This is a genomic window from Pelagibius sp. CAU 1746, assembly GCF_039839785.1.
Classification (GTDB): domain Bacteria; phylum Pseudomonadota; class Alphaproteobacteria; order Kiloniellales; family Kiloniellaceae; genus Pelagibius.
Genome location: NZ_JBDOQT010000001.1, coordinates 2,304,921 through 2,330,210 on the forward strand (window position 1 = coordinate 2,304,921; position 25,290 = coordinate 2,330,210).

The following is a 25,290-nucleotide window of genomic DNA, read 5'->3' on the forward strand; positions in this document are numbered from 1 at the left end:
ATCCCTAGCTTCCTTTTTTGATCTCTCTGTCTTCGCGGCCGGACCGGACGCTCGGGAAGGGTGAGGCTCCTGATCGCCCGACTATTCCCCGGACTGCCTGTTTCCAGTGTCGTCGAGGCAGCCTTGCCGACCCTGTTTCCCCTTCCAGCGATCCGGCCAAGAACTACACCTAGGGATCGTGAATTCCACTGCAGACCTGCATCCTTTGCCGCTTTATTGCGGCTTCGTCAATCTTTGAAGACGCCAAAGGACGTACCGGCTCTGACGCTTCGTGGTCTTCTTCCCCCGATAATCACCTTGCGTAGCCGGCGTAGCGGCCCGAAACCGGCACGATCCGGGCGACTCGCCAAGCTCGCTTTAGTCCTGTGATTTACGACACTTGTGCCGGGCAATCAATCAGACAGGTAACAGTCGCCTCTGACCGGAACCTGACGGAAACGCCCGGAAGCTGCGCATTTCAAGGCGGCGCGGCGGGCGCCTTGGGCCCGGATGGACGATCGCCGCGGGTCGGTGTTACCGTCCGCAAAGTGCCGCCGCGCTTGCCTCTTTCGGGGCGCGGGGGTGTATTCGGCCGGCCGGGGCCGCGAAAACCGAACCCGGCGGACCCCGCAGGGATGAAATATTGCGTAACAATTTGTGACCGTAGCGGGTGCCGGCAGCGGGGAAAGCGGCGGGACGCCGCGGCGTTGGGCCGCGCAGCGGCGGCACCTCCAGGCCATTGCCGATTTTTCTTGTCCCGGCTGCGATACCGGAGCGTACTCAGCTTTTGGTTGATTTCGCCGCGCTTCGGCAGCGAGGATCGCCAAGGACCGTGGGTACCAGGGGACCGTGAATAAAGGCGCATCAGCCGGGGTCGGCTTCAAACCCCGCCGCCTCGATGCCGGCGATTGCGCAGGCTTCGTCGTGGTCGGAGGTGTCGCCGGTGATGCCCACGGCGCCGACGATGACGCCGGCCGCATCACGCACCAGCACGCCACCGGGCACCGGCACGAGGGATCCGTCGCACAGCGCATTGACCGCCTGAATGAAGAAGGGCTGTTCCTGGGCGCGCTGGAAGAGGGCGCGGGAGCCGAGGCCCAGGGCGATGGCGCCGCGCGCCTTGCCCTGGGCCATCTCCGGGCGCAGCGTCGAGGTGCCGTCCTGGCGCGCCAGTGCTTTCAGGTGGCCGCCGGCATCCAGCACCGCGACGGTCAGCGGTTTCAGCTTCATCTCTGCGGCTTTCTCAAGCGCGACCTCGATGATGGCATTGGCCTGCGTGAGGCTGATGGGGTCCGGCATCGTCTGGCCTTTTTGCTGGCAGTTGGGGCTACAGGGGTGCGGCATCGATGGTTGCGCCGGCCTGAACAAGGCGGTCGATCTCGGTGCCGGAGTAGCCCAATTCGGTGAGGATCTCGCGGCTGTGCTGGCCGAGCAGCGGGGCGGGGCGGGCAACACCGCCCGGCGTCTCCGAGAACTTCACCGGCAGGCCGATGCTCTTCACCGCGCCAGCGACAGGGTGCTCGGTCTCGACGATCATCTCGCGGGCGAGCGCCTGGGGGTCTTGGTGCATCTCGCCGACGGAGAGCACGGGCCCGGCGGGAAAGCCGCCTTGCTCGAGAACGCGCAGCCACTCATCCGTCGTCCTGGTCTCGAAGACCTTGTTGAGCTCGGCCTCCAGCGCCTCGCGGTTGGCCATGCGCTTGTCGTTGCTGAGGAAACGCCCGTCGTCGCGCAGTTCGCGGTGGTCGAGGATGTCCAGCAGGCGCTCCCAGTTCTTCTGATTGGCGGCGCCGATGTTGATCCAGCCGTCGGCGGTGCGGAAGGCCTGGTAGGGTGCGTTCAGAGGATGGGCCGAGCCCATGGCGCCCGGCGAGACGCCGGTGGCGAAGGCGATGGCCGATTGCCAGTAGGTGTGGACGATGCCGGCCTCGAAGAGCGAAGTGTCGACCTTCTGGCCCTCGCCGGTCTGTAGCTTGCGCGCGTAGGCGGCGCAGACGCCCATGGCGGCCAGGATGCCGGCGGTGATGTCGGTGACCGGCGCGCCGACCTTCACCGGCGGACGGCCGGGCCCCTCGCCGGTGATCGACATGAGGCCGGACATGCCCTGGGCGATGAGGTCGAAGCCGCCGCGCTCTGCGTAGGGGCCGCTGCGGCCGAAGCCGGAGATTTCGCAGTAGATCAGCCCGGGGTTGCGGGCCTTCAGGGTCTCGTAGCCGAGGCCCAGCTTCTCCATGGTGCCCTTGCGGTAATTTTCGATCACCACGTCGGCGCGGTCGAGCAGGCGCAGGAGCGCTTCCTTGCCCTCCGGCTGCTTGAGGTCCAGGGCGATGCCGCGCTTGTTGCGGTTCATCATCATGAAGGCGGCGGGTTCGCCGGCGATGTCGGGCGGCAGCATGCGCCGGGTGTCGTCGCCGGCCAGCTTCTCTACTTTGATGACCTCGGCGCCCATGTCGGCCAGCATCAGTCCGCAGACAGGCCCGGCCATGATGTGCGCCAGTTCGACGACGCGGCAGCCGGTGAGGGGGCCGTTCTTTCGTTCGGTCATCTCAGCGGCCTTTCCAGTCCGGTTTGCGCTTGGCGAGGAAGGCTTCCAGGCCTTCGCGGAAGTCGGCGCTGGTGTAGCACATGACGATGAGGTCCTCGTCCTCCACCTCGGCGCCGGCCACGGCGAGGCGGCGCAGGGCCTCCTTGGTCGCCTTGAGGGTCAGCGGTGCCTGGCCGGCGAGCTGCTCCGCGAGTTCGGCCGCGCGCGCCTCCACCGCCGCCTTGCCGTCCAGCAGCTCGGTCACCAGGCCCGCCGCGAAGGCTTCCTCGGCGCCGACCAGGCGGCTGGTGAAAATGACCTCCTTGGCGCGTCCGGCCCCCATCAAGGCCGAGAGGCGGGCCAGGTTCATGGCCGAGAGGCAGTTGCCCAGCGTGCGGGCGATGGGAAAGCCGAACTTCAAGTCGCGCGCGGCGATGCGGATGTCGCAGGCCGCGGCGATGCCGGCGCCGCCGCCGGTGCAGGCCCCGGCCAGCGCCGCCACGGTGGGCAGCGGGCAGCGTTCCACCGCCGTCAGCACCCGGTCGATACGCCGTTCGTACTGTATTGCATCCTCGGGCGTCTTGAAGTCCCGGAACTGGGCGATGTCGGTGCCGGCGGCGAAGGCCTTGTCGCCGGCGCCCTGGATGACCAGGGCCTTGGCGTCGCCTTTGTCGGCGGCGGTGCCGCAGATCTCCGCCAGGCCTTCGTACATGGCGAAGGTCAGGGCGTTGCGCGCCTGCGGCCGGTTGAAGGTGACGAAACCGATGCCGTCACGCACTTGGTAGAGCAGTTCGTCGCTCATGACTTCATCCTACCTGTAGAAGTACTCGACCAGGAACATCGGGATAGCCGGCACGTAGGTGCAGATCATCAGTACCGTCAATAGCACGGCGATGAAATAGACGTTCACCTTCGAGACTTCCCAGATGTTGGCGCGGGCCACGGTGCAGGCGGTGATCAGCACGCTGGCGACCGGCGGCGTCTGCTGGCCGATGGCCAGGTTGAGCGTCACCACCAGGCCGAAATGGACCGGATCGATGCCGGCCGCCGCGATCAGCGGGATGACGATGGGAACGACCAGGATGATCGCCGCCGCCGAATGCAGGAAGAAGCCGATCACCAGGAAGAAGACGTTGAGGATCAGCAGGATGACGTACTTGTTCTCGGTGAAGTCGAGGATCGCCGCGGCGAGATCCTGCGGCACCTGGGCGCGGGTCAGGAATCCGCCCATCAGGACGGAGGAGGCGACCAGCAGCATGACCACCGCCGTCTGTATTCCGCCGTCCAGCATCGCCCGTTTCAGGTGGCGGATGTCGATCTGCCGATACCAGAGACCGACCAGCAGGGCGGCGATGACCGCCAGGCCCGCGGCCTCGGTCGCGGTCACGAAGCCGCCGAAGATGCCGCCCAGAATGATGATGGGCAGGGTGAAGGCCGGCAGGGCCTCGACGAAGGTGCGCCGCAGGCGCGCCATGTCGAAGGCTTCCTCGACGGGCAGGTTGTAACGGCGCGCGAAGGCGTAGGCGACGCCCATCAGGCCGGCGGCGCCGATCAGCCCGGGGACCACGCCAGCGACGAAGAGCTGCTCCACCGAGGTGCCGGCGGAGACGGCGTAGAGGATCATCGGGATCGAAGGCGGGATGATGATCGCCAAGGAGGCCGAGGAAGAGGTGACCGCGGCGGCGAGCGGTCCGCTATAGCCGCGCTTCTTCATCTGCGGAATGAGGATCGAGCCCAGCGCCGCCACGTCGGCCACCGCCGAGCCGGAGATCTCAGCGAAGAACAGCGAGACGCCGATGTTGATCATGGCCAGTCCGCCGCGCACGAAGCCGATCAGGGCGGAGACGAAGTTGATCAAGCGGTCGGTGATGCCGCCGGCGTTCATGATGGCTCCGGCCAGCACGAACATCGGGATGGCGATGAGCGAGAACTTCGTGGAGCCGTCGTACATGTCGAGGGCGACGGTGACCAGGCTGCCGGCGCCCTCGGTGGCGACCAGGCCGATGACAGCGGAAACCGCCAGCGCGATGGCGATCGGCACGTTGAGGCAGATCATCAGCACCAGGGCTGCGAAAATCACGAACATAAGCATGGCTCAGCGGCCTCCCGCCTGTTTCAGTTCGTGCTCCACTTCCTGCTCGATTTCGGCATGCTCCAGCGAGGTGCCGGAGGCGGTCATGCGCCAGTAGTGCGGTAAACTGAGAAGTTCACAGAGGATGAACAGCGCGCCGCCGATCGGGATGACCGACTGGGTGAGCTGCACCGGCACCCAGGTGAGGGAGATCAGGTAGGTACCTTCAAGCACCTCCAGCACCTCCATGCCCGCCCAGGTCATGATTACGAAGAAGCCGATGACGGTGATCTCGGCCAGCGCCACGGCGACCATGCGCGCCGGCATGGGGACGGCCAGAAGGACGCTGTCGAAGCCGATGTGGCTGCGCTTCAGCGCGGCCAGGGCTGCGCCGTAGTAGGTGATCCAGGAAAGCTGAATGGCGGCGATCTCGTCGTACCAGGACAGGGAGTCTCCCACCATACGGAAACAGACTGCGATGATGACCACCACGGAGAGGGCGACCATCAGGATGATGGTGATCCACTCCAGCAGCCACTCCAGGGTTCTTTGGGCCGCCTTCAGCATCGGCAGGCACACTCCTCAAGATAGCGCCCATCGCCATTGCTTCGGCGGGCGAACGATTCTCGCCGGCAGGCGCCGGCACGGTGTCGCATGAAAGAAGAAACCCGGGACCGCTGGGGTCCCGGGTTTGGGTCAAGCCTTAGGAGCCTTCGCCGAGCTTCAGCACGGTGTCGATCAGCTCCTGGCCGCCATCGATGGAGGTGGCGAACTCGGTGTAGATCGGCTTGGAAGCGGCGATGAAGGCGTCCTTGTCGGCGACGTTGACCTGGATGCCGCCGGCCTTGAGCTTGCTCAGCAGATCGGTTTCCAGATCCGCGGCCGTCTTGTAGACGAAGTCCTGCGTCGCGGTGGCGCACTTGGAGAGCTCGGCCTGGACGTCGCCGGGCAGGGCCGAGAAGTGCTTGTCCGAGACCAGCAGGTAAGCCGGGGTGTAGACGTGGCCGGTGATCGAGAGGTACTTCTGGACCTCCTGGAACTTGGCCGACCAGATCTGCGCGTAGGGGTTCTCCTGGCCGTCGATGACACCGGTCTGCAGTGCGGTGAAGACTTCGGAGAACGCCATCGGCGTCGGGTTGGCGCCGTACAGCTTGAACATCTTCACCCGCCAGGCGCCCTTGGGCGTGCGCAGCTTGATGCCGTCCAGATCTTCCGGCTTGTTGATCGGCCGGGTGTTGTTGGTGATGTTGCGGAAGCCGTTCTCCCACACGCCGAGGATGCGGTAGCCCTTGGCCTGGACCGCCGGCTGCAGCTTGCTCTCCAGGATGGCGTCCTGAACCCGCTTCATGTGCTCGCGGCTCTTGATGATGTAGGGCATCTCGAAGACGCCGAACTCGTTCGCCACCGAGGACATGACCGACGACGGCAGGGAGAAATCCACCTGTCCGAGCTTCAGTTTCTGGAGCAGTTCGCTGTCCTTGCCCAACTGAGAAGAGCCGAAGACCTGTACCTCGGCCTTGTCGCCCAGCGCGGCGTTGGAACAGCGGGCAAACTCGTTGGCGCTCGCCTCGAAGAGCGAGCCGGGCGCGCCGACGTGACCGAACTTCAGGGTGAGTTTCTCGGCCGCCGCCGGGCTGGCGAGCAGCCCCGTCAGGGCAACTGCACTTACAAGTCCAATAATTCGCATTGTATCCTCCCCAGGGTTTTGTTTGTCGTTATCGCGGATCTGCGCAGGTGTTGATTGCTCTCGGTTCAGTCGGCGGCGCCCTCCGCCAAGGACTGGTCCTGGCCCGAAAGGTATCCGAGGGCCGCTTGCACCCCACCACGGCGGTAGGGAATGCCGGACAGCTCCAGGCCCATCTCCACGCCGGAGAGGGTGCCCATGAGCATGAGATCGTTGAAGTCGCCCAGGTGGCCGATGCGGAACACCTTGTCGGCGATCTTGGACAGGCCGTTGCCGAGCGACATGTCGAAGTTTTCCAGGGTCACCTTGCGGAAGTGGTCGGCGCTCTGCCCCTCGGGCACCAGCACCGCGGTCAGCGAGCTGGAGTAATGGCGCGGGTTCTTGCACAGCACTTCCAGGCCCCAGGCGCGCACGGCACGGCGCGTCGCCTCGGCGTGGCGGTCGTGGCGCTTGAAGACGTTGTCGAGCCCTTCCTCGTGCAGCATGTCGACGGCTTCGGCCAGGCCGTACAGCAGGTTGGTGGCCGGCGTGTAGGGGAAGAAGCCGGTGTCGTTGGGGCCCTGCATCTCGTCCCACGACCAGTAGGAACGCGGCAGCTTCGCGGTCTTGGAGGCCGCCAGCGCCTTTTCGCTGATGGCGTTGAAGGACAGGCCCGGCGGCAACATGAGGCCCTTCTGAGAGCCCGCCACCGTGACGTCGACACCCCACTCGTCATGGCGATAGTCGATGGACCCCAAGGAAGAGATGGTGTCCACCATCAGCAGCGCCGGATGGCCGGCCTCGTCGATCGCCTTGCGCACCTCGTCGATGCGGCTGGTGGCGCCGGTCGAGGTTTCGTTGTGGACGACGCAAACCGCCTTGATCTGGTGGGCCTTGTCTTCCGCCAGGCGGGCGCCGATGGCCGCCGGGTCGGCGCCGCTGCGCCAATCGCCGGCGATGAACTCCGGCACCACGCCGATGCGTTCGGCCAGGCCTTTCCATAGAGTGGCGAAATGGCCGGTCTCGAACATGAGCACCCGGTCGCCGGGGGATAGGGTGTTGACCAAGGCCGCCTCCCAGGCACCGGTGCCGGAGGCGGGGTAGATCACCACCCGGCCCTTGGTCTTGAAGATGGAACGCATACCTTCCAGCACGCGCTGGCCCAGCACGCCGAACTTCGGCCCGCGGTGATCCATGGTTGGAAGGTCCATGGCCCGGAGCACGCGATCCGGTACGTTGGTGGGTCCTGGAATTTGAAGAAAATGACGCCCTGGCATGCTTCCCCTATCAGCCGTTCCGGCTTTTCCCGACGGACCCGCTCGCGATACCTGCTGTTTGACCAGCCCTTGCGCATCCCGGGTTTTTGTCGCTATGAATACTGAATACAAAATACATATCTGAGGCGATTGTCAACAATGAGCAGTGGTGACCTGGCCAGAAGCCTGGAACAGCACATCGAAGGGCAGGTTCTCTTCGATCTCTTCAGCCGTGGCCGCTACGCGACGGATGCCTCTGTCTATCAAGTCGTGCCGCTGGGCGTGGTGGTGCCCGAGACTTGGGCCGACGTCGAAGCCACGCTGGAGATCGCCCGCGAAGCGGGAGTGCCGGTTCTGCCGCGCGGCGGCGGCACCTCTCAGTGCGGGCAGACCGTTAACCGCGCCGTGGTCGTCGACCTGTCCAAGAATCTGCGCAATCTGGTCTCCGTCGATCCGGAGTCGCAGACCTGCGTGGTCGAGCCGGGGCTGGTGCTCGACCAGTTGAACGCAGCGCTGAAGCCCACCGGCCTGTGGTTCCCGGTCGACGTCTCCACGGCTTCGCGCGCCACCATCGGCGGCATGGCGGCCAACAACTCCTGCGGTTCGCGCTCGATTCGCTACGGCCTGATGCGCGACAACGTCGCTTCCATCGACGCCCTGCTGGCCGACGGCAGCAAGGCGACCTTCGGCGAGGTGCGCCGCGACGCGGGGCCGGGCTTGGCGGAGACCAATGCGGTGGCAGCGCTGTTCCAGGATCTGCTCGACCTCGGCGGGCGCGAGGCGGAGGAAATCCGTGCGCGTTTCCCACAGGTGCTGCGCCGGGTCGGCGGCTATAACATCGACGCCTTGATGCCGGGGCTCGGTGAGGGCGGCGCGACCAACAACCTTGCCCACCTGCTGGTGGGCTCCGAGGGCACGCTGGCGCTGAGCGAGCGCCTCACCCTGAAGCTTTCGCCGATCCTGGCCAACAAGACCCTGGGCGCCTGTCATTTCCCGACGCTCTACGACGCCATGGACGCGGCCCAGCATCTGGTGACCCTGGGTCCGACGGCGGTCGAACTGGTCGACCGCAACATGATCGAGCTGAGCCGCGACATCCCGATGTTCCGCCCGGTGGTCGACCGCTTCGTGCGCGGCGAACCCGGCGCCATCCTGCTGGTCGAATTCGCCGAGGAGGACCAGGACGAAAACCTGCGCCGGCTGAAGGCGCTGGGCGAGATGATGGCGCAGCTCGGCTACCGCTGGGGGGACCCGGGCAAGAAGGACGGCGGCGTGGTGGAAGCCGTCGACGCCGGATTTCAAAAGCAGATCTGGGAGGTTCGCAAACAGGGCCTCAACATCATGATGTCCATGAAGGCGGAGCGTAAGCCGGTGTCCTTCGTCGAGGACTGTGCCGTCGAACTGCCCGACCTGGCGGAGTACACCCGCCGCCTGACCGAGATCTTCCACAAGCACGGCACCGACGGCACCTGGTACGCCCACGCCTCGGTCGGCACCCTGCACGTGCGACCGGTCCTGAACCTGAAGCTGGACCAGGACGTGAAGGCCATGCGCGCCATCGCCGAAGAAGCCTTCGAAATGGTCCGGGAATACAAGGGATCGCATTCCGGCGAGCATGGCGACGGCATCGTGCGGTCGGAATTCCACCGCGAGATGTTCGGCGACCGCATGGTCGAGAGTTTCGAGTGGGTGAAGGACCGTATGGACCCGGCGGGGGTTCTGAACCCCGGCCGCGTGGTGCGGCCGCCGAAGATGGACGACCGCTCGCTCTTCCGCTTCGCGCCGGACTACCGGGTGCCGGAGCTGGATACCGTCTTCGACTGGTCGGCCTATCCGGGCGCCGGCGGCGGGTTCCAGGGCGCCGTTGAGATGTGCAACAACAACGGCGCCTGCCGCAAGGTCGACGGGGTCATGTGCCCTTCCTACAAGGTTACCCATGACGAACGCGACCTGACGCGCGGGCGCGCCAACAGCCTGCGCCTGGCGATTTCCGGCCAGCTTGGGCCGGACGCCTTCGCCTCAGACGAGATGGCCGAGACCCTGTCCCTCTGCGTCTCCTGCAAAGGCTGCAAGCGCGAGTGCCCGACCGGCGTCGACATGGCCAAGATGAAGATCGAGGTTCTGGCGGCCCGCGCCGAAAAGCAGGGCGTGGCCCTGCGCGAGATGCTGGTCGCCTATCTGCCGCGCTATGCCCCCTATGCGTCCAAGGCGCCCTGGCTGCTGAACCTGCGCGACCGCCTGCCGGGTCTGGCGGCGCTGTCGCAGCGCCTTCTGGGCTTTGCCGCCGACCGCCCGCTGCCGCGCTGGCGCGGCGACGTCTACCGTCAGAAGGAACTGCCGGCGCAAGGCGACGAGGTCATTCTCTTCGCCGACACCTTCAACCGCTACTTCGAGCCGGACAATCTTCGCGACGCCGAAACGGTGCTGTTGCGCGCCGGCTTCGCGCCGGTCGAGGCGCGGCCCGACGATGGAGGCCGCCCGCTGTGCTGCGGGCGCAGCTTCCTCGCCGCCGGCTTGGTTGAGGAGGCCAAGGCGGAGATGCGCCGCAGTCTCGCGGTCATCGGCCACGCCGTCGACCGCGGGGTGCCGGTGGTGGGCCTGGAGCCCTCCTGCCTGCTGACCTTCCGCGACGAGGCCCCGGCGCTGCTGGGCGAGGAGTGGACGGCCGAACAGGCCAAGCGGGTCATGCTCTTCGAAGAGTTCGTGGCCGCCAGGCTCGATCCCGAAGGCGGCGGCTTCGAGCTGCCGCTGGCGCCGCTGCCGGGCGGCAGTGCTCTCTTGCACGGGCATTGCCACCAAAAGGCATTCGACGCGGTGGCGCCGATCGAGGCGGTGCTGGCGCTCATTCCCGGGCTCGAGGTGGAGTTGATCCAATCGTCCTGCTGCGGCATGGCCGGCAGCTTCGGCTATCAGGCGGAGACCGCCGAAATCTCCCGCAAGATGGGCGAACTCAGCCTGCTGCCGCGAGTGCGCGCGGCAGGCGCCGAGGCGCTGGTCGTCGCCGACGGCACCTCCTGCCGGCACCAGATTGCCGACGGCGCGGGGAGGGAAGCCGTTCACGTTGCACGCGTGCTTCGCGAATCCTCCGATCTTGCGCTAAACTAAAGCGGTACCAGAGGACGTTGGCATGAGCATAGAAGTCGCAGCCCCCATTCAAAGGCGCCCGCTCCACAACGAGCTGGCCGACCGCCTGCGCCACATGATCGCCGAGGGCGACCTGGCCCCGGGCGAGAAGCTGGCGGAAAAAGAGCTCTGCGAGCAGTTCGGCGTGTCGCGCACGCCGCTGCGCGAGGCCATGAAGGTGCTGGCCACCGAAGGCCTGGTGCTCCTGACGCCCAACCGCGGCTGTGCCGTGGCCAAGCTGACCCTGGCCGACCTGGATGAGGCCTTTCCGATCATGGGCGCCCTGGAGGCGCTGTCCGGCGAGCTGGCCTGCCAGCACATCACCGATGCGGAGCTGGAGCGCATCCAGGAACTGCACGACCGCATGGTGGTGAAGTATGAGGCCGGCGCGCTGCGCGACTACTTCAAGCTCAACGAGCAGATCCACCAGATGATCCTGGATGCCGCCCGCAATCCGACGCTGGCGCAGATGCAGCTCAGCCTCTCGGGCAGGGTGCGCCGCGCGCGCTACATGGCCAACATGTCGCCGGCACGCTGGCGCAATGCGGTGGACGAGCACGAGAAGATCCTGCAAGCCTTGAAGGCCCGCGACGGCAAGCGTCTGGCGGTGCTGCTGAAGGAGCATCTGTCCAACAAGCTGCAGACCGTGAAGGATGCCCTCACGGAGTAGCCTGCCGGCCGATTGAGGCTTCGGCGGCAGACCGGGAGAGCGGACTTTTCACAAGGGTGCCCGGCTCGCAAGGGTGCCCGGCGTCCCGGATGGCGGTGTGAGCCTGACCGGCGATCCCGCACGGCGAAGGGGCCGCGCCTCCGAAAGCGTTTCCGTCTATTGCAGCATGGCCTTGGGGGGCTTCGCGCCGGCCCTGTGCGCGCCCTCGGTATCCTTGGGAACTCCGGGCTGCGGCGCGGCCGGGCGGGCTTCCTCTTCGCCGTTCGGCTCAAAGTCGACCGGCCCAAAATCGACCGGCGTCATGCCGCCGTCCTGCAGTGGGACGCGGCCGTCCAGTCCCAGGAGCCGCATGGTGGTTTCCGCCGGTGTGCGGACGCTGTCGGGCAGCGACGGCAGGGTGGCCTGGCTCGGCGCTTCGACCGCTTCGTCGGCGAAGGCGTGGCGCAGTTCGGCGCCCAGGCGTTCGGCGCGCTGCCAATCGGCCATCACGCAGTCCAATAGACGCTGGGCCCCGGAGTTGTGAAGCTTGATGCCTTCGAAGTACGGCTCTTCGAAACTGCGGTACATGATGGCGGCATGCTGGCCGCCTTCCAGGTAGCCGGGCATCAGCCCGCTGCAGGCGTAACCCCAGCCGCGCAACAGCTCCACGGCGGCGGCGCCTTCCGGCGTACCGAGGCCGATGAAGACTTGGAAACTGCGCCGCCCGGCGGCCTCCGCCTGGGCCTCATGGTCGCCGACCAGAGTCCAGAAGTCGTTGCCGGCGCGGCGCACCACCAGGCGCGCCATATCGAAGCGCGGCATGTCCTTGCTTTCGCAGATGCTGGGGCGCTGCTCGAGGCCGGTGGCCAGAGTGATCTGGCGGTGCCCGTCGATCGAGGCGTCGTTCAACAGGCGCGCGAACCACAAGGCATAGGAAGGGGGCAGGTGGCAGGGGGCGTGCGGGCTGCGCCCCAGGTCGAGATATTGCAGCAGCGTGGCGGCCGGGCCGCCGGCGCCTTCGCGCGCCAGCATGCGCTGAGGCACGTAGTCGATTTCCAAGCCGACGTCGCGGAACCCCAGTTTGCAGACGACCTTCTGCGAGACGATGTGGTTGGTGAGCGAAATGCCGAGGATCGCCTGGGCGCCCAGCGTGGTGCGGGCGAAGTCCAGGGCGCGGTCGATCATCCGCACGAAGATGCCGGACTTGCGGTGCTCCGGGGAGACGATGCCCTGGCAGAGTTCGACCACGCCCCGGTTGGGGGAGGAGAAGGCCAGGGCGATGTGCCCGGCGATCTCGCCCTGCGGATCGCGCGCGATGAAGGATATCTGCTCGCCGGAATTCACCAGTTCGGTGAAGGCCGCTGGATCGTAGACCAGAGGACTGAGGTAGTCCTCGCCATAGACCGCCCGGAAAGCGCATGGAATATCGGGCGCGTCTGCCGCCGTGAAGCCGGCGATGGTATAGCCCCCCGCTTCTTGCGACAGCGGCGGAACCAGGACTCCGATTTCGGGAATGGATGATTTAAGCATGACCCCATCTCGCAGATTGCGTCAGTGAATTTTCGAAATTCACGCAACCACGAGTAAGAGGTTACTTGGATAAAATTAAAATAAAATTGAGTCTATTGTGTAAATGATTTGTTTACACAATGAAAAGTAAAGATTTATGGTTAATATTTCCGGGTGCTAGGTAAATATCTTTTTACCGTCACTATCGAAGAACTGGGCGAACCCCAGGATGCGCTCCACGCCCAGATCGTCCCCGAAAGGTAACAATATCCGCTCGAACTGGACTTCCGAGCCCCGTTCGCGCCAGGTCATCCTGTTCACGTCGTAGACAGGAGTTCTCTCCTGCATGCAGCGCCCGTAGCTGAGCGAGATGTCTCCCCGATTGTCGAAGGGAATCAGTTCGGTGACTTTCTTGCCGGTGACCTCGAAGCCGTAGAGTTCCCGGTAGACGGTGCCGGCCAGGCGGACTTGGAGTTCCTCGACGCTGCGGCCCTCGACAATGAAGACGCGCGAAAGGTAGGCGAAGAAGTCGAGTGGATCGAGCACCTCACAGGAAGGGAGTAGGGCGTCTCCTTTCAGGCGGAGCCAGTAGTCGCAGAAGAAGCGCACTTCTTCGCAGGCCGTGTCGGGAATTTCCTCCAACGCGATCTTTACCACTGAACCCTGCTTTTGTTTGGGCCGGCAAGCGGACATAGCCACATCATCTTGCCGACCGCGATTCCAACCGACCAGCTACCAACCAGTTCTTACTTAAAGCAATATGAAGAGGCTTGGAAGCTATTGAAATCAATAAAGCACTGAACGCGAAGTATTACGAACCTTGGCCGTGCGAGGAAGTGATATTTGGAGCGCTGGACCGCTTCAGTCGCTGCCGCCAGAGGGGTGGCGCGGCAGGTCGTCCCTGACATCGAACCATGGCAGCCGCTCGGCGCAGTGGACGTGGCCTTGCGGCTGGTAGGCCTCGGGTTTGTCGAGGCTGGCTGCGTAGAGGTGGATTTCATCCGGAAAGCGCAGGGATTCATAGGCCATGGGCGTGCCGCAGCGGCCGCAGAAATGGCGGCGGACTCCGGGCGATGATTCGTACACATGCGGTTTCTTGCCGGTGAAGCGGCAGGCTGCCCGCGCCACGCCGAAGAAGGCGGTGACCGGAGAGGAGGTGTTGCGCCGGCAACTCTCGCAGTGGCAGTAGGCGCGCCAGTTCTCCGGCCCGTCGTACTCGTATGTCACTTCGCCGCAAAGACAGCGCCCGCCTGTCGTCGTCATTCCACTGTCGCTCCTTGCCTGCCACCCGAAGGGCCGCCGGCGCGCGCAAAGGGTCAGCGCGTCATGTTGTCTGGGTCGAGTTCCTCGTAGACCTCGTCGACCATCCAGTCGCGGATGACCTCCGGAATATCGCTTTCACCGAAGCGGTTCTGCACGTCGGGATCGGAGGCGAAAGCCGCCAGGTGCGCCAGTTCCTCGCCGCTGAGATCGATCTGATAGCCCAGTTCCATTTCCTGCAGCAGGATCATGGTCGGTGCGCCGCGCCACATGCGGGCGACGAAATCGAAGACGTCGAAATAGGGATCGTCTCCATCGGCGTCCAGCGCCGGCGCCGCCTTGCCGCCGACGCCGTTCACTGCATGGCAGACGACGCAACCCTTGCCGACGAAGAGTTTCAGGCCCTCCTCGGCATTGGCGAGAGGAAGGACCAGTTTGCGTTGGCCCGATGCCGCGGCATCCTGGGCCGTCGCCGGCGCGGCGCCGGTCACTGCCAGGACGGCAAGCAATGTCGCGAAGACGAAACTTGCTCTGCGGGGGGCGGCGGCGGATTGCATATGGCCGATCCTTTCAGACGGTGGAATAAGGTACCCAGTACAGAGAGTGGTAGCATTCCCGGGCGAGTCGGGGATAGCCTGATTGGCCGCCGCAGGCAGGCGGCGCAATCGACGAAGGGAGCAACGCCTTGTACCTGAGTGCCCGGAATCTCCTGCTCTTGCCTCTTGCCGCGGCGGGGCTGGCGGCTTGCGCTCTCGGCCCGGATGACACCAATGAAGATGCCGAGCCCCTGTTTGATCGTACCTGGGTGGCGCAAGAGGTGGCGGGACAGCCTGTCGCCCCGCAGCCGCAGTCGAATCTCCACGTCGCCGCCGATGGGAAAGTGAGCGGGCACACCGGCTGCAACGGCTATTTCGGATCGGTGATCATCGATGGGCAGGCCATGTCCTTCGGGAACCTGGGCGCCACGAAGATCGCTTGCCCGGAGCCGCTCATGAGTCAGGAGGTCCGTTTGTTGAACGCCCTCGACGGCACCCGCGGCTATCGCCTTCAAGGCGGCGATCTGCTGCTGCTCGACGGCGCCGGCAACATTCTGGTCCGTTTCCGCGCGGACGAGTGAAGATCCGGCCGAAGGCCGTCATCCGCTAGTCAGGGACCGGTTCTTCAGGGCCTCGCTCTTCAGAAAACGCCGCGCAGGGGTCCTTGTCGTCCACGCGGGGCGTGAACCAGACGAAATCGAAAAGCCGCGGATCGAAGGCGGGGTAGTCCGCCGCGGTCTGGCGCCCGGCTACGACTTCCACCAGGGCGACCGTGAGGCTCTCACCTTCCAGGTGCCAGGGGACGGCGCGATCTTCGCGCACGTGGCCGCTGCCGGCGATGAGGATGGCTCCTTCGGCGTCGTGAGGCGGCTGTGTGGCTTGGCGCAGGGCATCGGCCATGGAGGCATCCCAGAAGCGCTGCACCTCGGCCATGGGGGCGAGCGCCGCTTCGGGCAGTCTGCCGCAATGGCTCGCCGCCAGTTCCTCCAGCAAATCGCTTTGCACCGCAGGCGGATAGCGCCGTGAGCGGGACAGCAATTCGGCAGTGTCCGGTGCCAGATCCTCGCCACGCGCCAGGGCGCGCACCTGAGACGGGGAGGGCTTCCCCGGCAGCATCGGCATTCTTGCGGCCAGGGCCGCCTCGGCGATCGGCTGGTATTCGTCCCAGTCGGGCCAGCCGCGGGCCTTCCAGGCCAGTGCTGCCTCCAGGCTGCCGACGTCTTCCAGGCGGGCGGCGGCGAGGGCCCCGGCGTGTTCCGGCTCGGCCATTTCCCAGACGACGGCCATGCGCCGCCCGCGGCGCCCGAGGGCGGCGACGATGCGCGCCTGCAGGCGGTGGTGCTCGCCATTGTCGTGCTTCTCGCCGATCAGAACCCAGTCGGCGGCCGCCGCTGCGGAGAAAAGCGCATCCTCGGTCGTGGGCTGGCCGCTGCGCGTGTCCCAGAGACTGCCGTTCAGGGGATGGTCGTTCAGAAGGCGGGCCGGCGCCGCCTCGGCGGCGGCGGTCAGGAGGCAGGATAACGCCGCCAGGCAGAGAAGTGCGCGCAAATGATTGGATCCCGCCGCTGGCCTCAACCAGCGTTCTTAGTGGCGGTTCGGCGCCGCCCCGTCAAGTCGGGGCGGGAGCAGGTCGGGGCGGGAGCAGGTCGGGGCGGGAGGATGTCGGGGCGGGAGGATGTCGAGCGGGAGAGGCTGCGCGGTCAGGCGGTGGAGCGGCCGGCCTCTGCCGGCGTTCCGGCCGAAGAGTCGGCGCCGCTGTGCTGGGCTGCCTGGCGGTGGCGGTTCACCACCATGCGGTCGTGCAGGCCGGTGATTGCACGGCTGCCGGTCTTCACGAAGAGAAAGGGCAGCAGGGCATGGATCAGACAGGCGAGGGAGGCCAGCATCATGCGCCAGGAAAAGCCCCAAGCTGAGGCCAAGTGCTGCCAGTAGGTTTCCCCGACGCTGGCCGGGTGTTCGGTAAAGAGATCTCGAAAGGACACGGGGGACATCGGGCTCCAAACTCAAGCGGCCCTCAAGAATAGGCCGCCGTGGGCGGAATCGGCTTGCAAAGTTACCGCAATTTCGGGAATTTCATGGTAATTCATATCTCTAAGTTGGTAATTATTGGATTATTATTCCATGGATGACATCGATCGAAGAATCCTCAAACTGTTGCAGGAGGACGTGGACCTGCCGGTGGCGGAGGTCGCCGAGCGGGTCGGCCTTTCGGCTTCGCCCTGCTGGCGGCGCATTCAGAAGTTGGAGGCCGAGGGGATCATCGAGCGGCGTGTCGCTCTTCTGAATCCGGAGAAGATGAACGTCGGCGTCACCGTCTTCGTGGCCATCCGCACCAGCCAGCACGACGAGAAATGGCTGAAGGATTTTGCCCAGAAGGTGACGCGGATCCCGGAGGTGGTCGAGCTCTACCGCATGAGCGGCGAGATCGACTACATGATGCGGGTGGTGGTGCCGGACATCAGGGCCTACGACGACGTCTACAAGCGACTCATCGCCGCGGTGCCGCTGTTCGATGTGAGTTCCAGCTTCGCCATGGAGGCGATCAAGTACACCACGGCGCTGCCCGTCGACTACGCGCCCTAGCGCAGTCCGCCTCCGGGCCGCAGCGGGCGGGTCGCTCCAACCTTTCTCGGAGCGATTTGGACCGGGGCGCTATTCGGGCAGCGTGAAGCCGGTATCGACGCGGCGGACCTGATAGCGGTTGCCGTTCACGAAGTGCTCGTACTCGAAAACCTGCTGTTCCAGCTTCAGGATCTTGTAGGCGTCGTAGAGCTGACCGTTGCTGGTGTCGGCCTTCAGGAACATGCCGTCGTCGACCCAGCCCTTGGTCGAGAGGAAGTAGACCGGGCCGGAAATCCCCCATTCGCCGACCTCGATCTGCTCGCGGTAGCCGCCATCATCTTCATAGAAGCGGAAGGTGATGCGGAAAACGCCGTCGGGGAAGGCGTCGACCAGCCAGCGCTTGGTGATGCTGCCGGCCTCCATGTCCTCGCCGTACCAGCGGCCGACGAAGACCTCGCGCGGCGACTTGGCCATGTCGAGGGTCTCCTCGGCCTGGCCGGCGGTGATGGCGGCGTCGCCGATGGCGGCGCGCGCCTGCTGCGCCCACATGAAGAGCAGCAGGGCCATCAGGATCGTGATGACGACGCCCAGCAACGCCGACTGCCGCCGGGCGGAGGCTGGTACGGCGCGCGTCTGCGGCCGCTTTCTGTTCCTCGTCTGCCTGTGCATCTTCGCCTCTTACTGTTGTCTGTTTTTACGGTGTCGGCCGGTCCGTCCCCGGCCGCTCTGCCAGCCGCTCGGTCCCTGGGGGCGTTAACCATGACCTCTGTCATTGCCTTGTATTTTAAGAGATTTTTTACTGGTTTGCGACGTTTTCGACGCGCGGATGGGGAATCTCATACATAAGTCTTGCGCCGGCCGCTCCATGGCGAAGGAAGGGGCGAAGAACGGCGCGATTTCTTCGACGCCGGCGCTGGCAGGGTTAACGCCACGCGCGCCTGCGGGCGCCGAGATGTCCGGCCCTGAGGCGTTTCGGCTTTAGCCGGCAAGGCCCAAGCGGCATTGGAAAAGGGTATCCCGCCAACTTGTCTCATAGTAATATCTGAATAATAAAATGTATTGGCGTGTGTCGGTTGCCGCGCTGTCGTCGAATGAAGTCAGGAGAGCTTTGGTTATGCGTTTTCAGGTCCCGGCTCTGGTTTTCCTTCTCGCCGCCGCGTCCCCCGGCTTCGCCAGCGAGGACATCCCCGACCAGTATCCTCAGTCGGTGCTCTACAGCAAACCGGTGGAAGTGATTCCCCATGTCTGGTCGGCGATCGGGGCCACGGCGCCGCCCAGCTACGAGAATTCCGGACACAACAACAATCTGTCCTTCATCGTGACGGGCGAGGGGGTCGTGGTCGTCAACGCCGGCGCCTGCACGCAGCTCGCCCAGGCGCTGCACGAGGAGATCAAGCAGGTCACCGACGAGCCGGTGAAGCTCGTGATCAACGAGAACGGACAGGGGCATGCCATGCTGGGCAACGCCTACTGGGCGGGGCAGGGCGTGCCGATCCTGGCGCAGGCGGACGCGGCCACCGAGTTCGGGGACCGCGGGCCGCAGATCCTCGCGCAGATGCGGGGCTACAACAAGGACAAGGCGGAAGGCACGGTGTTGCAGGGGCCGACGGAGACCTTCGAGGACGAGAAGGTCATCGAGATGGGCCGCTTCCGCATCGAAGTGAAGAACCTGGGTCCCGCCCACTCGCCGGGCGACGTCGCCGTCTGGTTGCCGGGACAGAGCCTGGTCATCGCCGGCGACATGGCGTTCCACGAACGGCTGCTGCCCATTTTCGAGGACACGGGCACAGCCGCCTGGTTGGAGAGCTGGGAGAATTTCGAGGCGCTGGAGGCCACCTATGTCATTCCGGGCCACGGCCATCCGACCAACATGGATCAGGTGCGCCGCTACACGAAGGACTACCTGGTCTTCTTGCGCGGGGAGATCCGCAAGCTGCTGGACGAGGGCGGCGGCCTGGAGGATGCCTTCTACGTCGACCAGTCGCCCTACGCCCACCTCGACACCTTCGACGAACTGGCCAAGCGCAACGCCGGGCGGGTCTTCGAGCAGATGGAGTTCGAATAGACGGCTGCCGGGGGCCGGGGCGCGGGTCGATAAGGTCCCCGCGGCTCACGTCGGGTTCGAAAAGCGGATGCTCCGGGCCGGCAGTCCGGCGATCTTGGGGGCGGCGCAACCGCGGTCGGTCATCAGGTTCCCGGCGGCGCCATCGGCGAGGCTCACCCGGCCGCCGGGCGGCAAAATGAAGCGAAAGAAACAAAATTTCCGGACTCGCGAAATCCGGCAGAAACAGAGGCGGCCTAGGGTCTCCGTCATTGACCTGCCCCGTTCCGGAGGGCCAACCCCATCTCCCGGCGCTCCGGAACACCAGGGATCACCCAGTCCCTGGACCGGCGGGGTGCCGGCGCCCATCCGGCACCCCGCCGATCATTTTTCCCAGCAAGCCCCTGCAGCCCGGCCCCGTTCAGCCGCTTTGCCGTCGCTGGCGGCGGTTGGTGCCCGATCCGCGGTGCCCCGGTGCCGGCCTTCCTGTTGTCTGCTGCCTGCGCCTTCGGCTCCGTCCCTGTCGGAGAGTTGGACAAGTAAAAGGGTCAGGTCTTGGAATTTGCATTGGGAAGCGATAGAATCCGGCCATGGCACGGCCCCTTCGCCTCGAACTGCCCGGCGCGGTCTATCATCTCACCACCCTCGGCAATGCCGGTCAGACGGTGTTCCGGGCGGCGGAGGATTCCGAGCTATTCCTGGAGATCGTCGGCCAGGCCTGCGAACGCTTCGACTGGCGCTGCCTGGCCTACTGCCTGCTGCCGGACCGCTATCATCTGGTGGTGGAGACCCGGCGGGCGACGCTGGCCCGCGGCATGCGCCAGATCAACGGACGCTACACCCAGGCCTTCAACCGCCGCCACGGCGTCGGCGGGCATCTGTTTCAGGGCCGCTACCGGGCGGTCATGGTGGAGAAGCCGGGCTTCGTCGCCGCGGTCTGCCGTGACGTCCTGCGCCGGCCGTTGGAACTGGGTCTGGCCGAAGAGGCCGCCGCTTGGCGCTGGAGTTCCTGCCGGGCCCTGCTGGGGCGCCTGCCGTCGGGACGGTCGGCGCCCGACTGGCTGGCGGTAGACGATCTGCTGGGCCTCTATGCCGGCGCTTCCGCCGCCCCGGACCTGCCTGCCCCGGACCTGGATGCCCCGGACCTGGATGCCCCGGACCTGGATGCGGCGCGCCGCCGCTGCGCGGCGGACATCGCCGCTGACCGCCCCTCCGTCTGGGAGAGCCTGCGCCATCAAGTGTTTCTCGGCTCCGAGGACTTCGTTGTCCGGATGCGCGAGCGCGCCGCCGCCGAAGCGGCGGGCCGGGGCAGCCTGGCGGAAATTCCCAAGGCGCAGTGGCAGGCGCCGCCGCCGCCCTTGCAGAGTTTCGCCGCGCAGGCGCCCAGCCGCGAGGAAGCCATGGCACGGGCTTATCTGAGCGGCGCCTATAGCCAGAACACTATTGCCGCGCACTTCGGCGTGCATTACAGCACCGTCAGCCGCGCGGTGCGGCGCTTCGAAAAGGATCTTGAAGAGCGGGCCGCCTCCTGATTTCAATGGAGACAGGCGGCGTCGCCGACAGCGGCGGCTCAGGCAAGGAGAGTTCCACGTGGTTCTGTTGCGAAACCTGCTGGTCTCCGCGGCGCGGCGCATTGCCGCCGACCCGGAGGTACAGGCGAAGGCGGCCGAGACCTATGAGACGTCGGTGAAGCCGCGTCTCGCATCGGCGCGCGACGAGCTGCGCGACCTGGCCGGGGAAATCGATCCCATGAAGCAGCCGGGCGCCTTTGCGCGGCGGCTGCGCGAGCGCCTCCGCGAGGTCAACAAGCGCGGCTAGCCGTCGTTCCAGTTTCATTCAAGCTTCATAGAGCCGAGGTTGGGGCCTGCCCGGAAAATGCGGCAGTCTTTTGGGTCTTGCTAACCCTTGGTGCTATACTGGCGCATTTCGTTTCACCTCAGGGGTAGCTCGTCATTTCAGTCGGATTCACAGAGGCCGAGCGGCAGCGGTTTCACAATCTGTTGCAGTTGGCGGCCGAAAGCCCCTTCGAAGGCGAAAGGTCGAACGCCCTTGCGGCCGCCGAACGGCTGGCCAAGCGTTTCGGCCTGACGCTGGACGAGGCGGCGGCCGGCGGCATCGATGAAGAGCCGCGGCAGGCGCCGCCGCGCGGCGATGCGCACATGACGGACGATCTGGGCTTCCATCCCGAATCCCTCGACCGCTTCGCGCGCGCCGTCCATCTGATGGATAACTTCATCATGGAGGACAAGGCGCGGCGCGAGGCCGCCCTGCGCGCCGCGCAGTCGCGCGGCCTGGATGCCGACGAACTGCGCAAGGCGGTGACCTCGACGGTGACCCAGGCGCGCAAAACCAAGCAGCGGCGCATGAATCCCTACCGTCATGCGGCCACACTGTTGCGCGAGACCTCGCTGTCGTTTCGCGAGATCGCCAGCATCACCGGCCTCGATGTCTACAAGGTGGTCGGTCTGAAGCTGAAGCTGCGGGCGGCGAGCTGAGCCTCGCGACCGTCATAAGCCGATGTCTCAAATTGTCGTCAGATTTGAACTGAATCCACGTGGCCGCAGGCCCTGGAAGGCGGCCTGAATCCGCAGTTCTTCTACCGCCGATTTGCTTCAATTTCCCGGCTTCTGTGACAAACCCAGGGTCTCTGGGCACTGGTAAGATTCGGGAAAGGCTGAATCACCCAGACTGCTTCACGCGAGAGTAAGTGCCGGAAAAGGCCGGCCGCGGCACCTGCGGAGGATCGGGTGCGGCGGCGGCAACAAGGCCCGCCCGGCTATGCGATGCGAATGCTTCAGGTGAGGACAGAGATATGGGCAATTCAAACAAGAGATTTCGATTCAAGCACAAGGGGCACCCGCGGGGCCGTTTCAAGAAACGCGCCCTGGCCACCGTGGTCGCCATGGCGGCGATCGGCACGTCGGTGAGCGCGGCGCACTCCTTGGTCGTGCCGATGCTGATCGACGAGACCATCGAGGATCGTGCCGCGGCGGTGTTCACATATCAGAACCAGGTCTCGGGCGATCTGGCGCAGACCATCGTCGAGGCCGAGAGCCACGATCTGCCGCTGCTCGACGCGCTCTACTCGGTCGAGGAGCAGCTCAACGACGCTTGCGGTCCGCTGCAGGAGGCCGGCCGCCGCCACATCGAGGGCGAGCAGTTGAGCGGCCTGCTGCAGATCTCCGTCTACGGCGCTCTGGACGGCTGTGCGGCCAAGAGCGAGGAGGTCGCCTACTACGTCCGCATGGCGCGCTCCTACTCCGCCAAGATGACCGGCAGCGCGCAGGCCTCGGCCTGGAACTGATAGCGACTCTTCGTTGACGGCAGCGACGCAGCAGGGCGGCCCGGTCTCTCCGGGCCGCCCTTGCGGCTGCCCGGGTTGCCGCCGTTTCCGGCCATCCAACGCAACCGCCAGGCACAACCGCCGCGCGCACTGGCCAAGTGCCAGACAAAATCATACCCTCTTCTTCTAGGGCCGTTTGGCCGCGCCGCTGTCCGGGCGCGTGCGGTGGCCTTGCGCCGAACCGGTTTCGGGCTATCTAGTGTCGGGCGGCGCGGGCCGGGTTGCGGTTGGGCCGGGTTGCGGTTGGAATGCGGAGGTCATGGAAAAAAGCGAGACCATGCCCCTTGGCGTGGTGATCGAGCGGCAACGCTCCGATCACCCTTGGATCGATTTCAACTGGCGGCCGGTGGCGGTGGTTCCGGGAGCGCCGGTCCTCGATTCCCAGGGCGAGTGGACGGAACTGCGCCGAGGCGAGGGCTGGGTCCAGTACCATTGCGGCACCCTGCGCCTCGAACTGTTCCGGGCCGAAACCGAGAGCTACAAGGTGAACCTCTCGCAAAACCCGCCCTGCATCTATGTATTGCTGCGTCGTGACGACGATCCGGAATCGCCGCACAGCTATTTGCCCTTCCTGGTGACCGCCAGCCCTTACGAGGCGCAGGACTACTTGGACAGCGGCGAGGAAATCGTCGAGCCCGTGCCGATGCCCGAGGATGTCGCCGCCTTCGTTCAGGCTTTCGTCGACGCTCACCACGTCGACGAGGTCTTCACCAAGCGCAAACGCAAGAAGGCCGCGCCCGGCGACGAGTTGTTCAGCCGCCGCCCGCCGGTCTCCCTGCCGCCGAAGGACCGGCGCAGTCCCTGATGTGCGACCGAGGAACCTATGACTAAAGAGGACCGAGACGGCGGCAAGGCCTTCCTCTCCCGCTGGTCGCAGCGCAAGCGGGAAGCGGCCGAGGCCGAATTGGCGCAGGACGGCACGAAGCCCGGCGACGCTCCGGCGGACCTCGCCGCGGCGGGACAGGAGGCCCTGCCGGAGGAGGGCCGGGCTCCGATCGAGCCGGCTGACCTGCCCGATATCGACAGTCTGGACGCCGAGTCCGATTTCACGGTCTTCCTGCAGGACGGCGTCCCGGACGCTTTGCGCCGGCGCGCGTTGCGCAAGCTGTGGCGCCTGGACCCTGTGTTCGGTCATCTCGATGGCCTCAACGACTACGATCTGGACTATACCGATGCCGCGACCGTAGTGGCGGGGCTGAAGACCATTTATCAGGTCGGCAAGGGCATGGTGCTGGGCGAGGACGAGGAAGAGGCGGAGAAGGCGGAGGAGCGGGCCGTGGAGGCGACAGCCGGCACGGCGCCGGCGCCGGCCGGGGCTTCTGGCGCCGAGGAGTCCGGCGACGCGGCCGCGGGAGATCCCGGCGCGGCATCGGACTTGTCCGAACCCCAAGGTGGAGAGGGCGCGCCGCCGGAGGTTGGCGGCGGCGCGGGCTCCCTTGGCCAGAAGGCGCGCAACCCCGGCGAACCGCTGGCGGCGGCCGCCCCGGCACGGCGGCACGGGGGCGCGCGTGCGCCGCAGCGCTCCGCCTCCCAGCGCCGCTGGGGCGAGCCGACCCGCTAGGCATTCCTTCAGGTTGCTAATCTCTCCCCGCGCATTGCGTAAAGGTCGCAAGGCGGCGGGCAGAAATAGGCCTTTCCGAGCCTGCTTTGGGTTGTGCGCTGCAGCATGCGATTATGTTGACAGTCGCCGCGCAAAGGGGGTCTAATTCGAAAGGTTCTAAGATAGAAACCCTGGGAAAATCAGGGATATAGAGCCGATAGAGCCAGATTCGCGGGGCTTTAGGAGTACTGATCGGTACTCGGCTTCGCAGGCCGGAGACCGGCCTCTGGCGGAAGGTTGGGAGAGTGTCGCGCTTGGGTAGCATGGCGGCGCAGGTTCAGATATCGGAGGAAGACCAGTTGCGCGCCGGATGGTATGCGCTGCTGGCGCAGTTGTTGTCGCGTGAGCCGAACGAGCAACTGCTGCTGATGCTGCGTGGCCTCGAAGGCGACGACTCCGAACTGGGGCAGGGGATCAAGGCCCTGGCCGCGGCGGCCCGCGGCACCAGCATGGAAACCGCCAAGCAGGAATACTTCGACCTCTTTGTCGGCATCGGCCACGGCGAGCTTTTGCCTTATGCTTCCTACTACCTCACCGGGTTCCTGAACGAGAAGCCCCTGGCGCGGCTGCGCGGCGATATGGCCAAACTGCAGATCGCCCGCGCCGATGACGTCGCCGAGCCCGAAGACCATATCGCCGCGCTCTGCGAGATGATGGCCGGACTGATCACCGGCGGCTTCGGCGAGCCCGCCGACCTGGCGGTGCAGCGCGAATTCTTCGACACACACATCGGCTGCTGGGCGCCGCGGTTCTTCGAGGACCTGCAGGCGGCCCAGTCGGCCGTCCTCTACATGCCTGTGGGCACCATCGGCCGCCTTTTCCTGGCGGTCGAGACCCAGGCGTTCGACATGGCGGCCTAGCGCCATCGTCCGTTGGCCGGTCGATCCGGAAAACGGGCGGAATTCGGGAGCGCAGCGGACTTCTAGGCCCGACCGCTGCAACGACAAGGTCACCACGACAAAGGAGGGTGGACCGTTGAGCAAGAAGGAAGAGATCAACGCGGGCCGTCGGGACTTCTTCAAGAAGGCCGGCCTTGGTGCCGGTGCCGCCGCGATTGCCGTGACAGCGTCCCAGGCGGGCGCGGTCGAGGCCGTCTCGCCGCCGTCGAAGGGAACCGGCTACGCGGAAACCGACCACGTGCGGAAGTTCTACGAACTGGCCCGTTTCTAGGTCG

27 protein-coding genes are annotated in these 25,290 nt (G+C 65.7%); 13 read left to right on the plus strand and 14 right to left on the minus strand.

The window, feature by feature from the left end; genetic code table 11:
- Window positions 1-843 precede the first annotated feature (843 nt).
- From AAFN88_RS10895 to AAFN88_RS10925, 7 genes are all read right to left on the minus strand, one after another.
- Window positions 844-1,278 (minus strand): heme-binding protein, encoded by a 435-nt coding sequence (locus AAFN88_RS10895; protein WP_347520333.1) that lies wholly within the window; start codon window positions 1,276-1,278, stop codon window positions 844-846.
- Between the two features lie 28 nt (window positions 1,279-1,306).
- Window positions 1,307-2,524, minus strand: coding sequence for a CoA transferase (locus tag AAFN88_RS10900; RefSeq protein WP_347520334.1), 1,218 nt, complete (start codon window positions 2,522-2,524; stop codon window positions 1,307-1,309).
- Window position 2,525: 1 nt separating this feature from the next.
- Window positions 2,526-3,305 carry an enoyl-CoA hydratase/isomerase family protein gene (locus AAFN88_RS10905; protein ID WP_347520335.1) on the minus strand — a complete coding sequence of 260 codons (780 nt, stop codon included), beginning with the start codon at window positions 3,303-3,305 and terminating at the stop codon, window positions 2,526-2,528.
- Between the two features lie 9 nt (window positions 3,306-3,314).
- The gene (locus AAFN88_RS10910; RefSeq protein WP_347520336.1) at window positions 3,315-4,595 is read right to left on the minus strand and encodes a TRAP transporter large permease; all 1,281 of its coding nucleotides are present in this window, start codon (window positions 4,593-4,595) and stop codon (window positions 3,315-3,317) included.
- Between the two features lie 3 nt (window positions 4,596-4,598).
- Entirely contained in the window at window positions 4,599-5,141 is a 543-nt protein-coding gene (locus AAFN88_RS10915; protein WP_347520338.1) for a TRAP transporter small permease subunit, read from the minus strand.
- A 136-nt stretch (window positions 5,142-5,277) separates the two neighbouring features.
- The gene (locus AAFN88_RS10920; RefSeq protein ID WP_347520339.1) at window positions 5,278-6,261 is read right to left on the minus strand and encodes a TRAP transporter substrate-binding protein; all 984 of its coding nucleotides are present in this window, start codon (window positions 6,259-6,261) and stop codon (window positions 5,278-5,280) included.
- 65 nt (window positions 6,262-6,326) lie between these two features.
- Window positions 6,327-7,514 carry an aminotransferase class V-fold PLP-dependent enzyme gene (locus AAFN88_RS10925; RefSeq protein ID WP_347520340.1) on the minus strand — a complete coding sequence of 396 codons (1,188 nt, stop codon included), beginning with the start codon at window positions 7,512-7,514 and terminating at the stop codon, window positions 6,327-6,329.
- Between the two features lie 138 nt (window positions 7,515-7,652).
- Between AAFN88_RS10925 and AAFN88_RS10930 the strand changes: the two genes are divergently transcribed.
- Together AAFN88_RS10930 and AAFN88_RS10935 are read left to right on the plus strand one after the other, a co-directional pair.
- A complete protein-coding gene (locus tag AAFN88_RS10930) occupies window positions 7,653-10,598 on the plus strand; it encodes an FAD-linked oxidase C-terminal domain-containing protein (RefSeq protein WP_347520341.1) in 2,946 nt (981 codons plus the stop codon).
- Between the two features lie 22 nt (window positions 10,599-10,620).
- Window positions 10,621-11,286 carry a GntR family transcriptional regulator gene (locus tag AAFN88_RS10935; RefSeq protein ID WP_347520342.1) on the plus strand — a complete coding sequence of 222 codons (666 nt, stop codon included), beginning with the start codon at window positions 10,621-10,623 and terminating at the stop codon, window positions 11,284-11,286.
- Window positions 11,287-11,442: 156 nt separating this feature from the next.
- On the opposite strand, the gene AAFN88_RS10940 is transcribed toward AAFN88_RS10935, so the two are convergent.
- From AAFN88_RS10940 to AAFN88_RS10955, 4 genes are all read right to left on the minus strand, one after another.
- On the minus strand, window positions 11,443-12,795 hold the full coding sequence (locus AAFN88_RS10940; RefSeq protein WP_347520343.1) for a GNAT family N-acetyltransferase: 1,353 nt from the start codon (window positions 12,793-12,795) through the stop codon (window positions 11,443-11,445).
- 156 nt (window positions 12,796-12,951) lie between these two features.
- Window positions 12,952-13,431 (minus strand): PAS domain-containing protein, encoded by a 480-nt coding sequence (locus AAFN88_RS10945; protein WP_347520344.1) that lies wholly within the window; start codon window positions 13,429-13,431, stop codon window positions 12,952-12,954.
- Window positions 13,432-13,635: 204 nt separating this feature from the next.
- A complete protein-coding gene (locus AAFN88_RS10950) occupies window positions 13,636-14,037 on the minus strand; it encodes a GFA family protein (protein ID WP_347520345.1) in 402 nt (133 codons plus the stop codon).
- A 53-nt stretch (window positions 14,038-14,090) separates the two neighbouring features.
- On the minus strand, window positions 14,091-14,591 hold the full coding sequence (locus AAFN88_RS10955) for a c-type cytochrome (protein ID WP_347520346.1): 501 nt from the start codon (window positions 14,589-14,591) through the stop codon (window positions 14,091-14,093).
- A 128-nt stretch (window positions 14,592-14,719) separates the two neighbouring features.
- Here AAFN88_RS10955 and AAFN88_RS10960 point away from each other — a divergent pair, with 128 nt between their 5' ends.
- Window positions 14,720-15,151 (plus strand): META domain-containing protein, encoded by a 432-nt coding sequence (locus AAFN88_RS10960; protein WP_347520347.1) that lies wholly within the window; start codon window positions 14,720-14,722, stop codon window positions 15,149-15,151.
- Between the two features lie 25 nt (window positions 15,152-15,176).
- On the opposite strand, the gene AAFN88_RS10965 is transcribed toward AAFN88_RS10960, so the two are convergent.
- On the minus strand, window positions 15,177-16,118 hold the full coding sequence (locus tag AAFN88_RS10965; protein ID WP_347520348.1) for a ChaN family lipoprotein: 942 nt from the start codon (window positions 16,116-16,118) through the stop codon (window positions 15,177-15,179).
- 152 nt (window positions 16,119-16,270) lie between these two features.
- Complete coding sequence (locus tag AAFN88_RS10970) at window positions 16,271-16,552, minus strand: DUF6356 family protein (protein WP_347520349.1); 282 nt, start codon at window positions 16,550-16,552, stop codon at window positions 16,271-16,273.
- A 139-nt stretch (window positions 16,553-16,691) separates the two neighbouring features.
- Between AAFN88_RS10970 and AAFN88_RS10975 the strand changes: the two genes are divergently transcribed.
- Window positions 16,692-17,153 (plus strand): Lrp/AsnC family transcriptional regulator, encoded by a 462-nt coding sequence (locus tag AAFN88_RS10975; RefSeq protein ID WP_347520350.1) that lies wholly within the window; start codon window positions 16,692-16,694, stop codon window positions 17,151-17,153.
- A 69-nt stretch (window positions 17,154-17,222) separates the two neighbouring features.
- On the opposite strand, the gene AAFN88_RS10980 is transcribed toward AAFN88_RS10975, so the two are convergent.
- Entirely contained in the window at window positions 17,223-17,801 is a 579-nt protein-coding gene (locus AAFN88_RS10980; protein ID WP_347520351.1) for a hypothetical protein, read from the minus strand.
- A gap of 445 nt (window positions 17,802-18,246) precedes the next feature.
- On the opposite strand from AAFN88_RS10980, the gene AAFN88_RS10985 reads away from it, so the two are divergent.
- The 9 genes from AAFN88_RS10985 to AAFN88_RS11030 all read left to right on the plus strand — a co-directional run bounded on the left by AAFN88_RS10985 (window position 18,247) and on the right by AAFN88_RS11030 (window position 25,286).
- Window positions 18,247-19,197: an MBL fold metallo-hydrolase gene (locus tag AAFN88_RS10985; RefSeq protein WP_347520352.1), complete on the plus strand. Its 951-nt coding sequence runs from the start codon at window positions 18,247-18,249 to the stop codon at window positions 19,195-19,197.
- Between the two features lie 566 nt (window positions 19,198-19,763).
- A complete protein-coding gene (locus tag AAFN88_RS10990) occupies window positions 19,764-20,705 on the plus strand; it encodes a transposase (RefSeq protein WP_347520353.1) in 942 nt (313 codons plus the stop codon).
- A 58-nt stretch (window positions 20,706-20,763) separates the two neighbouring features.
- Entirely contained in the window at window positions 20,764-20,991 is a 228-nt protein-coding gene (locus tag AAFN88_RS10995) for a hypothetical protein (protein WP_347520354.1), read from the plus strand.
- Window positions 20,992-21,332: 341 nt separating this feature from the next.
- On the plus strand, window positions 21,333-21,668 hold the full coding sequence (locus tag AAFN88_RS11005) for a hypothetical protein (RefSeq protein ID WP_347520356.1): 336 nt from the start codon (window positions 21,333-21,335) through the stop codon (window positions 21,666-21,668).
- Window positions 21,669-21,985: 317 nt separating this feature from the next.
- The gene (locus AAFN88_RS11010) at window positions 21,986-22,477 is read left to right on the plus strand and encodes a hypothetical protein (protein WP_347520357.1); all 492 of its coding nucleotides are present in this window, start codon (window positions 21,986-21,988) and stop codon (window positions 22,475-22,477) included.
- A 298-nt stretch (window positions 22,478-22,775) separates the two neighbouring features.
- Window positions 22,776-23,321: a DUF3305 domain-containing protein gene (locus AAFN88_RS11015; protein WP_347520358.1), complete on the plus strand. Its 546-nt coding sequence runs from the start codon at window positions 22,776-22,778 to the stop codon at window positions 23,319-23,321.
- A gap of 18 nt (window positions 23,322-23,339) precedes the next feature.
- Entirely contained in the window at window positions 23,340-24,077 is a 738-nt protein-coding gene (locus AAFN88_RS11020; RefSeq protein ID WP_347520359.1) for a DUF3306 domain-containing protein, read from the plus strand.
- Between the two features lie 302 nt (window positions 24,078-24,379).
- On the plus strand, window positions 24,380-24,976 hold the full coding sequence (locus tag AAFN88_RS11025; protein WP_347521656.1) for a molecular chaperone TorD family protein: 597 nt from the start codon (window positions 24,380-24,382) through the stop codon (window positions 24,974-24,976).
- Between the two features lie 115 nt (window positions 24,977-25,091).
- Complete coding sequence (locus tag AAFN88_RS11030; protein WP_347520360.1) at window positions 25,092-25,286, plus strand: twin-arginine translocation signal domain-containing protein; 195 nt, start codon at window positions 25,092-25,094, stop codon at window positions 25,284-25,286.
- Window positions 25,287-25,290 lie beyond the last annotated feature (4 nt).

Excerpts from the sequence above, each read along its gene's own strand:
- AAFN88_RS10980 (WP_347520351.1), bottom strand. The coding sequence starts at position 17,801 with ATGCACAGGCAGACGAGGAACAGAAAGCGGCCGCAGACGCGCGCCGTA.
- AAFN88_RS10925 (WP_347520340.1), bottom strand. The coding sequence starts at position 7,514 with ATGCCAGGGCGTCATTTTCTTCAAATTCCAGGACCCACCAACGTACCG.
- AAFN88_RS10930 (WP_347520341.1), top strand. The coding sequence starts at position 7,653 with ATGAGCAGTGGTGACCTGGCCAGAAGCCTGGAACAGCACATCGAAGGG.
- AAFN88_RS11015 (WP_347520358.1), top strand. The coding sequence starts at position 22,776 with ATGGAAAAAAGCGAGACCATGCCCCTTGGCGTGGTGATCGAGCGGCAA.
- AAFN88_RS11005 (WP_347520356.1), top strand. The coding sequence starts at position 21,333 with ATGACGGACGATCTGGGCTTCCATCCCGAATCCCTCGACCGCTTCGCG.
- AAFN88_RS11025 (WP_347521656.1), top strand. The coding sequence starts at position 24,380 with ATGGCGGCGCAGGTTCAGATATCGGAGGAAGACCAGTTGCGCGCCGGA.
- AAFN88_RS10985 (WP_347520352.1), top strand. The coding sequence starts at position 18,247 with ATGCGTTTTCAGGTCCCGGCTCTGGTTTTCCTTCTCGCCGCCGCGTCC.
- AAFN88_RS11010 (WP_347520357.1), top strand. The coding sequence starts at position 21,986 with ATGGGCAATTCAAACAAGAGATTTCGATTCAAGCACAAGGGGCACCCG.
- AAFN88_RS10955 (WP_347520346.1), bottom strand. The coding sequence starts at position 14,591 with ATGCAATCCGCCGCCGCCCCCCGCAGAGCAAGTTTCGTCTTCGCGACA.
- AAFN88_RS10935 (WP_347520342.1), top strand. The coding sequence starts at position 10,621 with ATGAGCATAGAAGTCGCAGCCCCCATTCAAAGGCGCCCGCTCCACAAC.
- AAFN88_RS10905 (WP_347520335.1), bottom strand. The coding sequence starts at position 3,305 with ATGAGCGACGAACTGCTCTACCAAGTGCGTGACGGCATCGGTTTCGTC.
- AAFN88_RS10900 (WP_347520334.1), bottom strand. The coding sequence starts at position 2,524 with ATGACCGAACGAAAGAACGGCCCCCTCACCGGCTGCCGCGTCGTCGAA.
- AAFN88_RS10920 (WP_347520339.1), bottom strand. The coding sequence starts at position 6,261 with ATGCGAATTATTGGACTTGTAAGTGCAGTTGCCCTGACGGGGCTGCTC.
- AAFN88_RS10915 (WP_347520338.1), bottom strand. The coding sequence starts at position 5,141 with ATGCTGAAGGCGGCCCAAAGAACCCTGGAGTGGCTGCTGGAGTGGATC.
- AAFN88_RS10940 (WP_347520343.1), bottom strand. The coding sequence starts at position 12,795 with ATGCTTAAATCATCCATTCCCGAAATCGGAGTCCTGGTTCCGCCGCTG.
- AAFN88_RS10990 (WP_347520353.1), top strand. The coding sequence starts at position 19,764 with ATGGCACGGCCCCTTCGCCTCGAACTGCCCGGCGCGGTCTATCATCTC.
- AAFN88_RS10910 (WP_347520336.1), bottom strand. The coding sequence starts at position 4,595 with ATGCTTATGTTCGTGATTTTCGCAGCCCTGGTGCTGATGATCTGCCTC.
- AAFN88_RS10950 (WP_347520345.1), bottom strand. The coding sequence starts at position 14,037 with ATGACGACGACAGGCGGGCGCTGTCTTTGCGGCGAAGTGACATACGAG.
- AAFN88_RS11020 (WP_347520359.1), top strand. The coding sequence starts at position 23,340 with ATGACTAAAGAGGACCGAGACGGCGGCAAGGCCTTCCTCTCCCGCTGG.
- AAFN88_RS10895 (WP_347520333.1), bottom strand. The coding sequence starts at position 1,278 with ATGCCGGACCCCATCAGCCTCACGCAGGCCAATGCCATCATCGAGGTC.
- AAFN88_RS10975 (WP_347520350.1), top strand. The coding sequence starts at position 16,692 with ATGGATGACATCGATCGAAGAATCCTCAAACTGTTGCAGGAGGACGTG.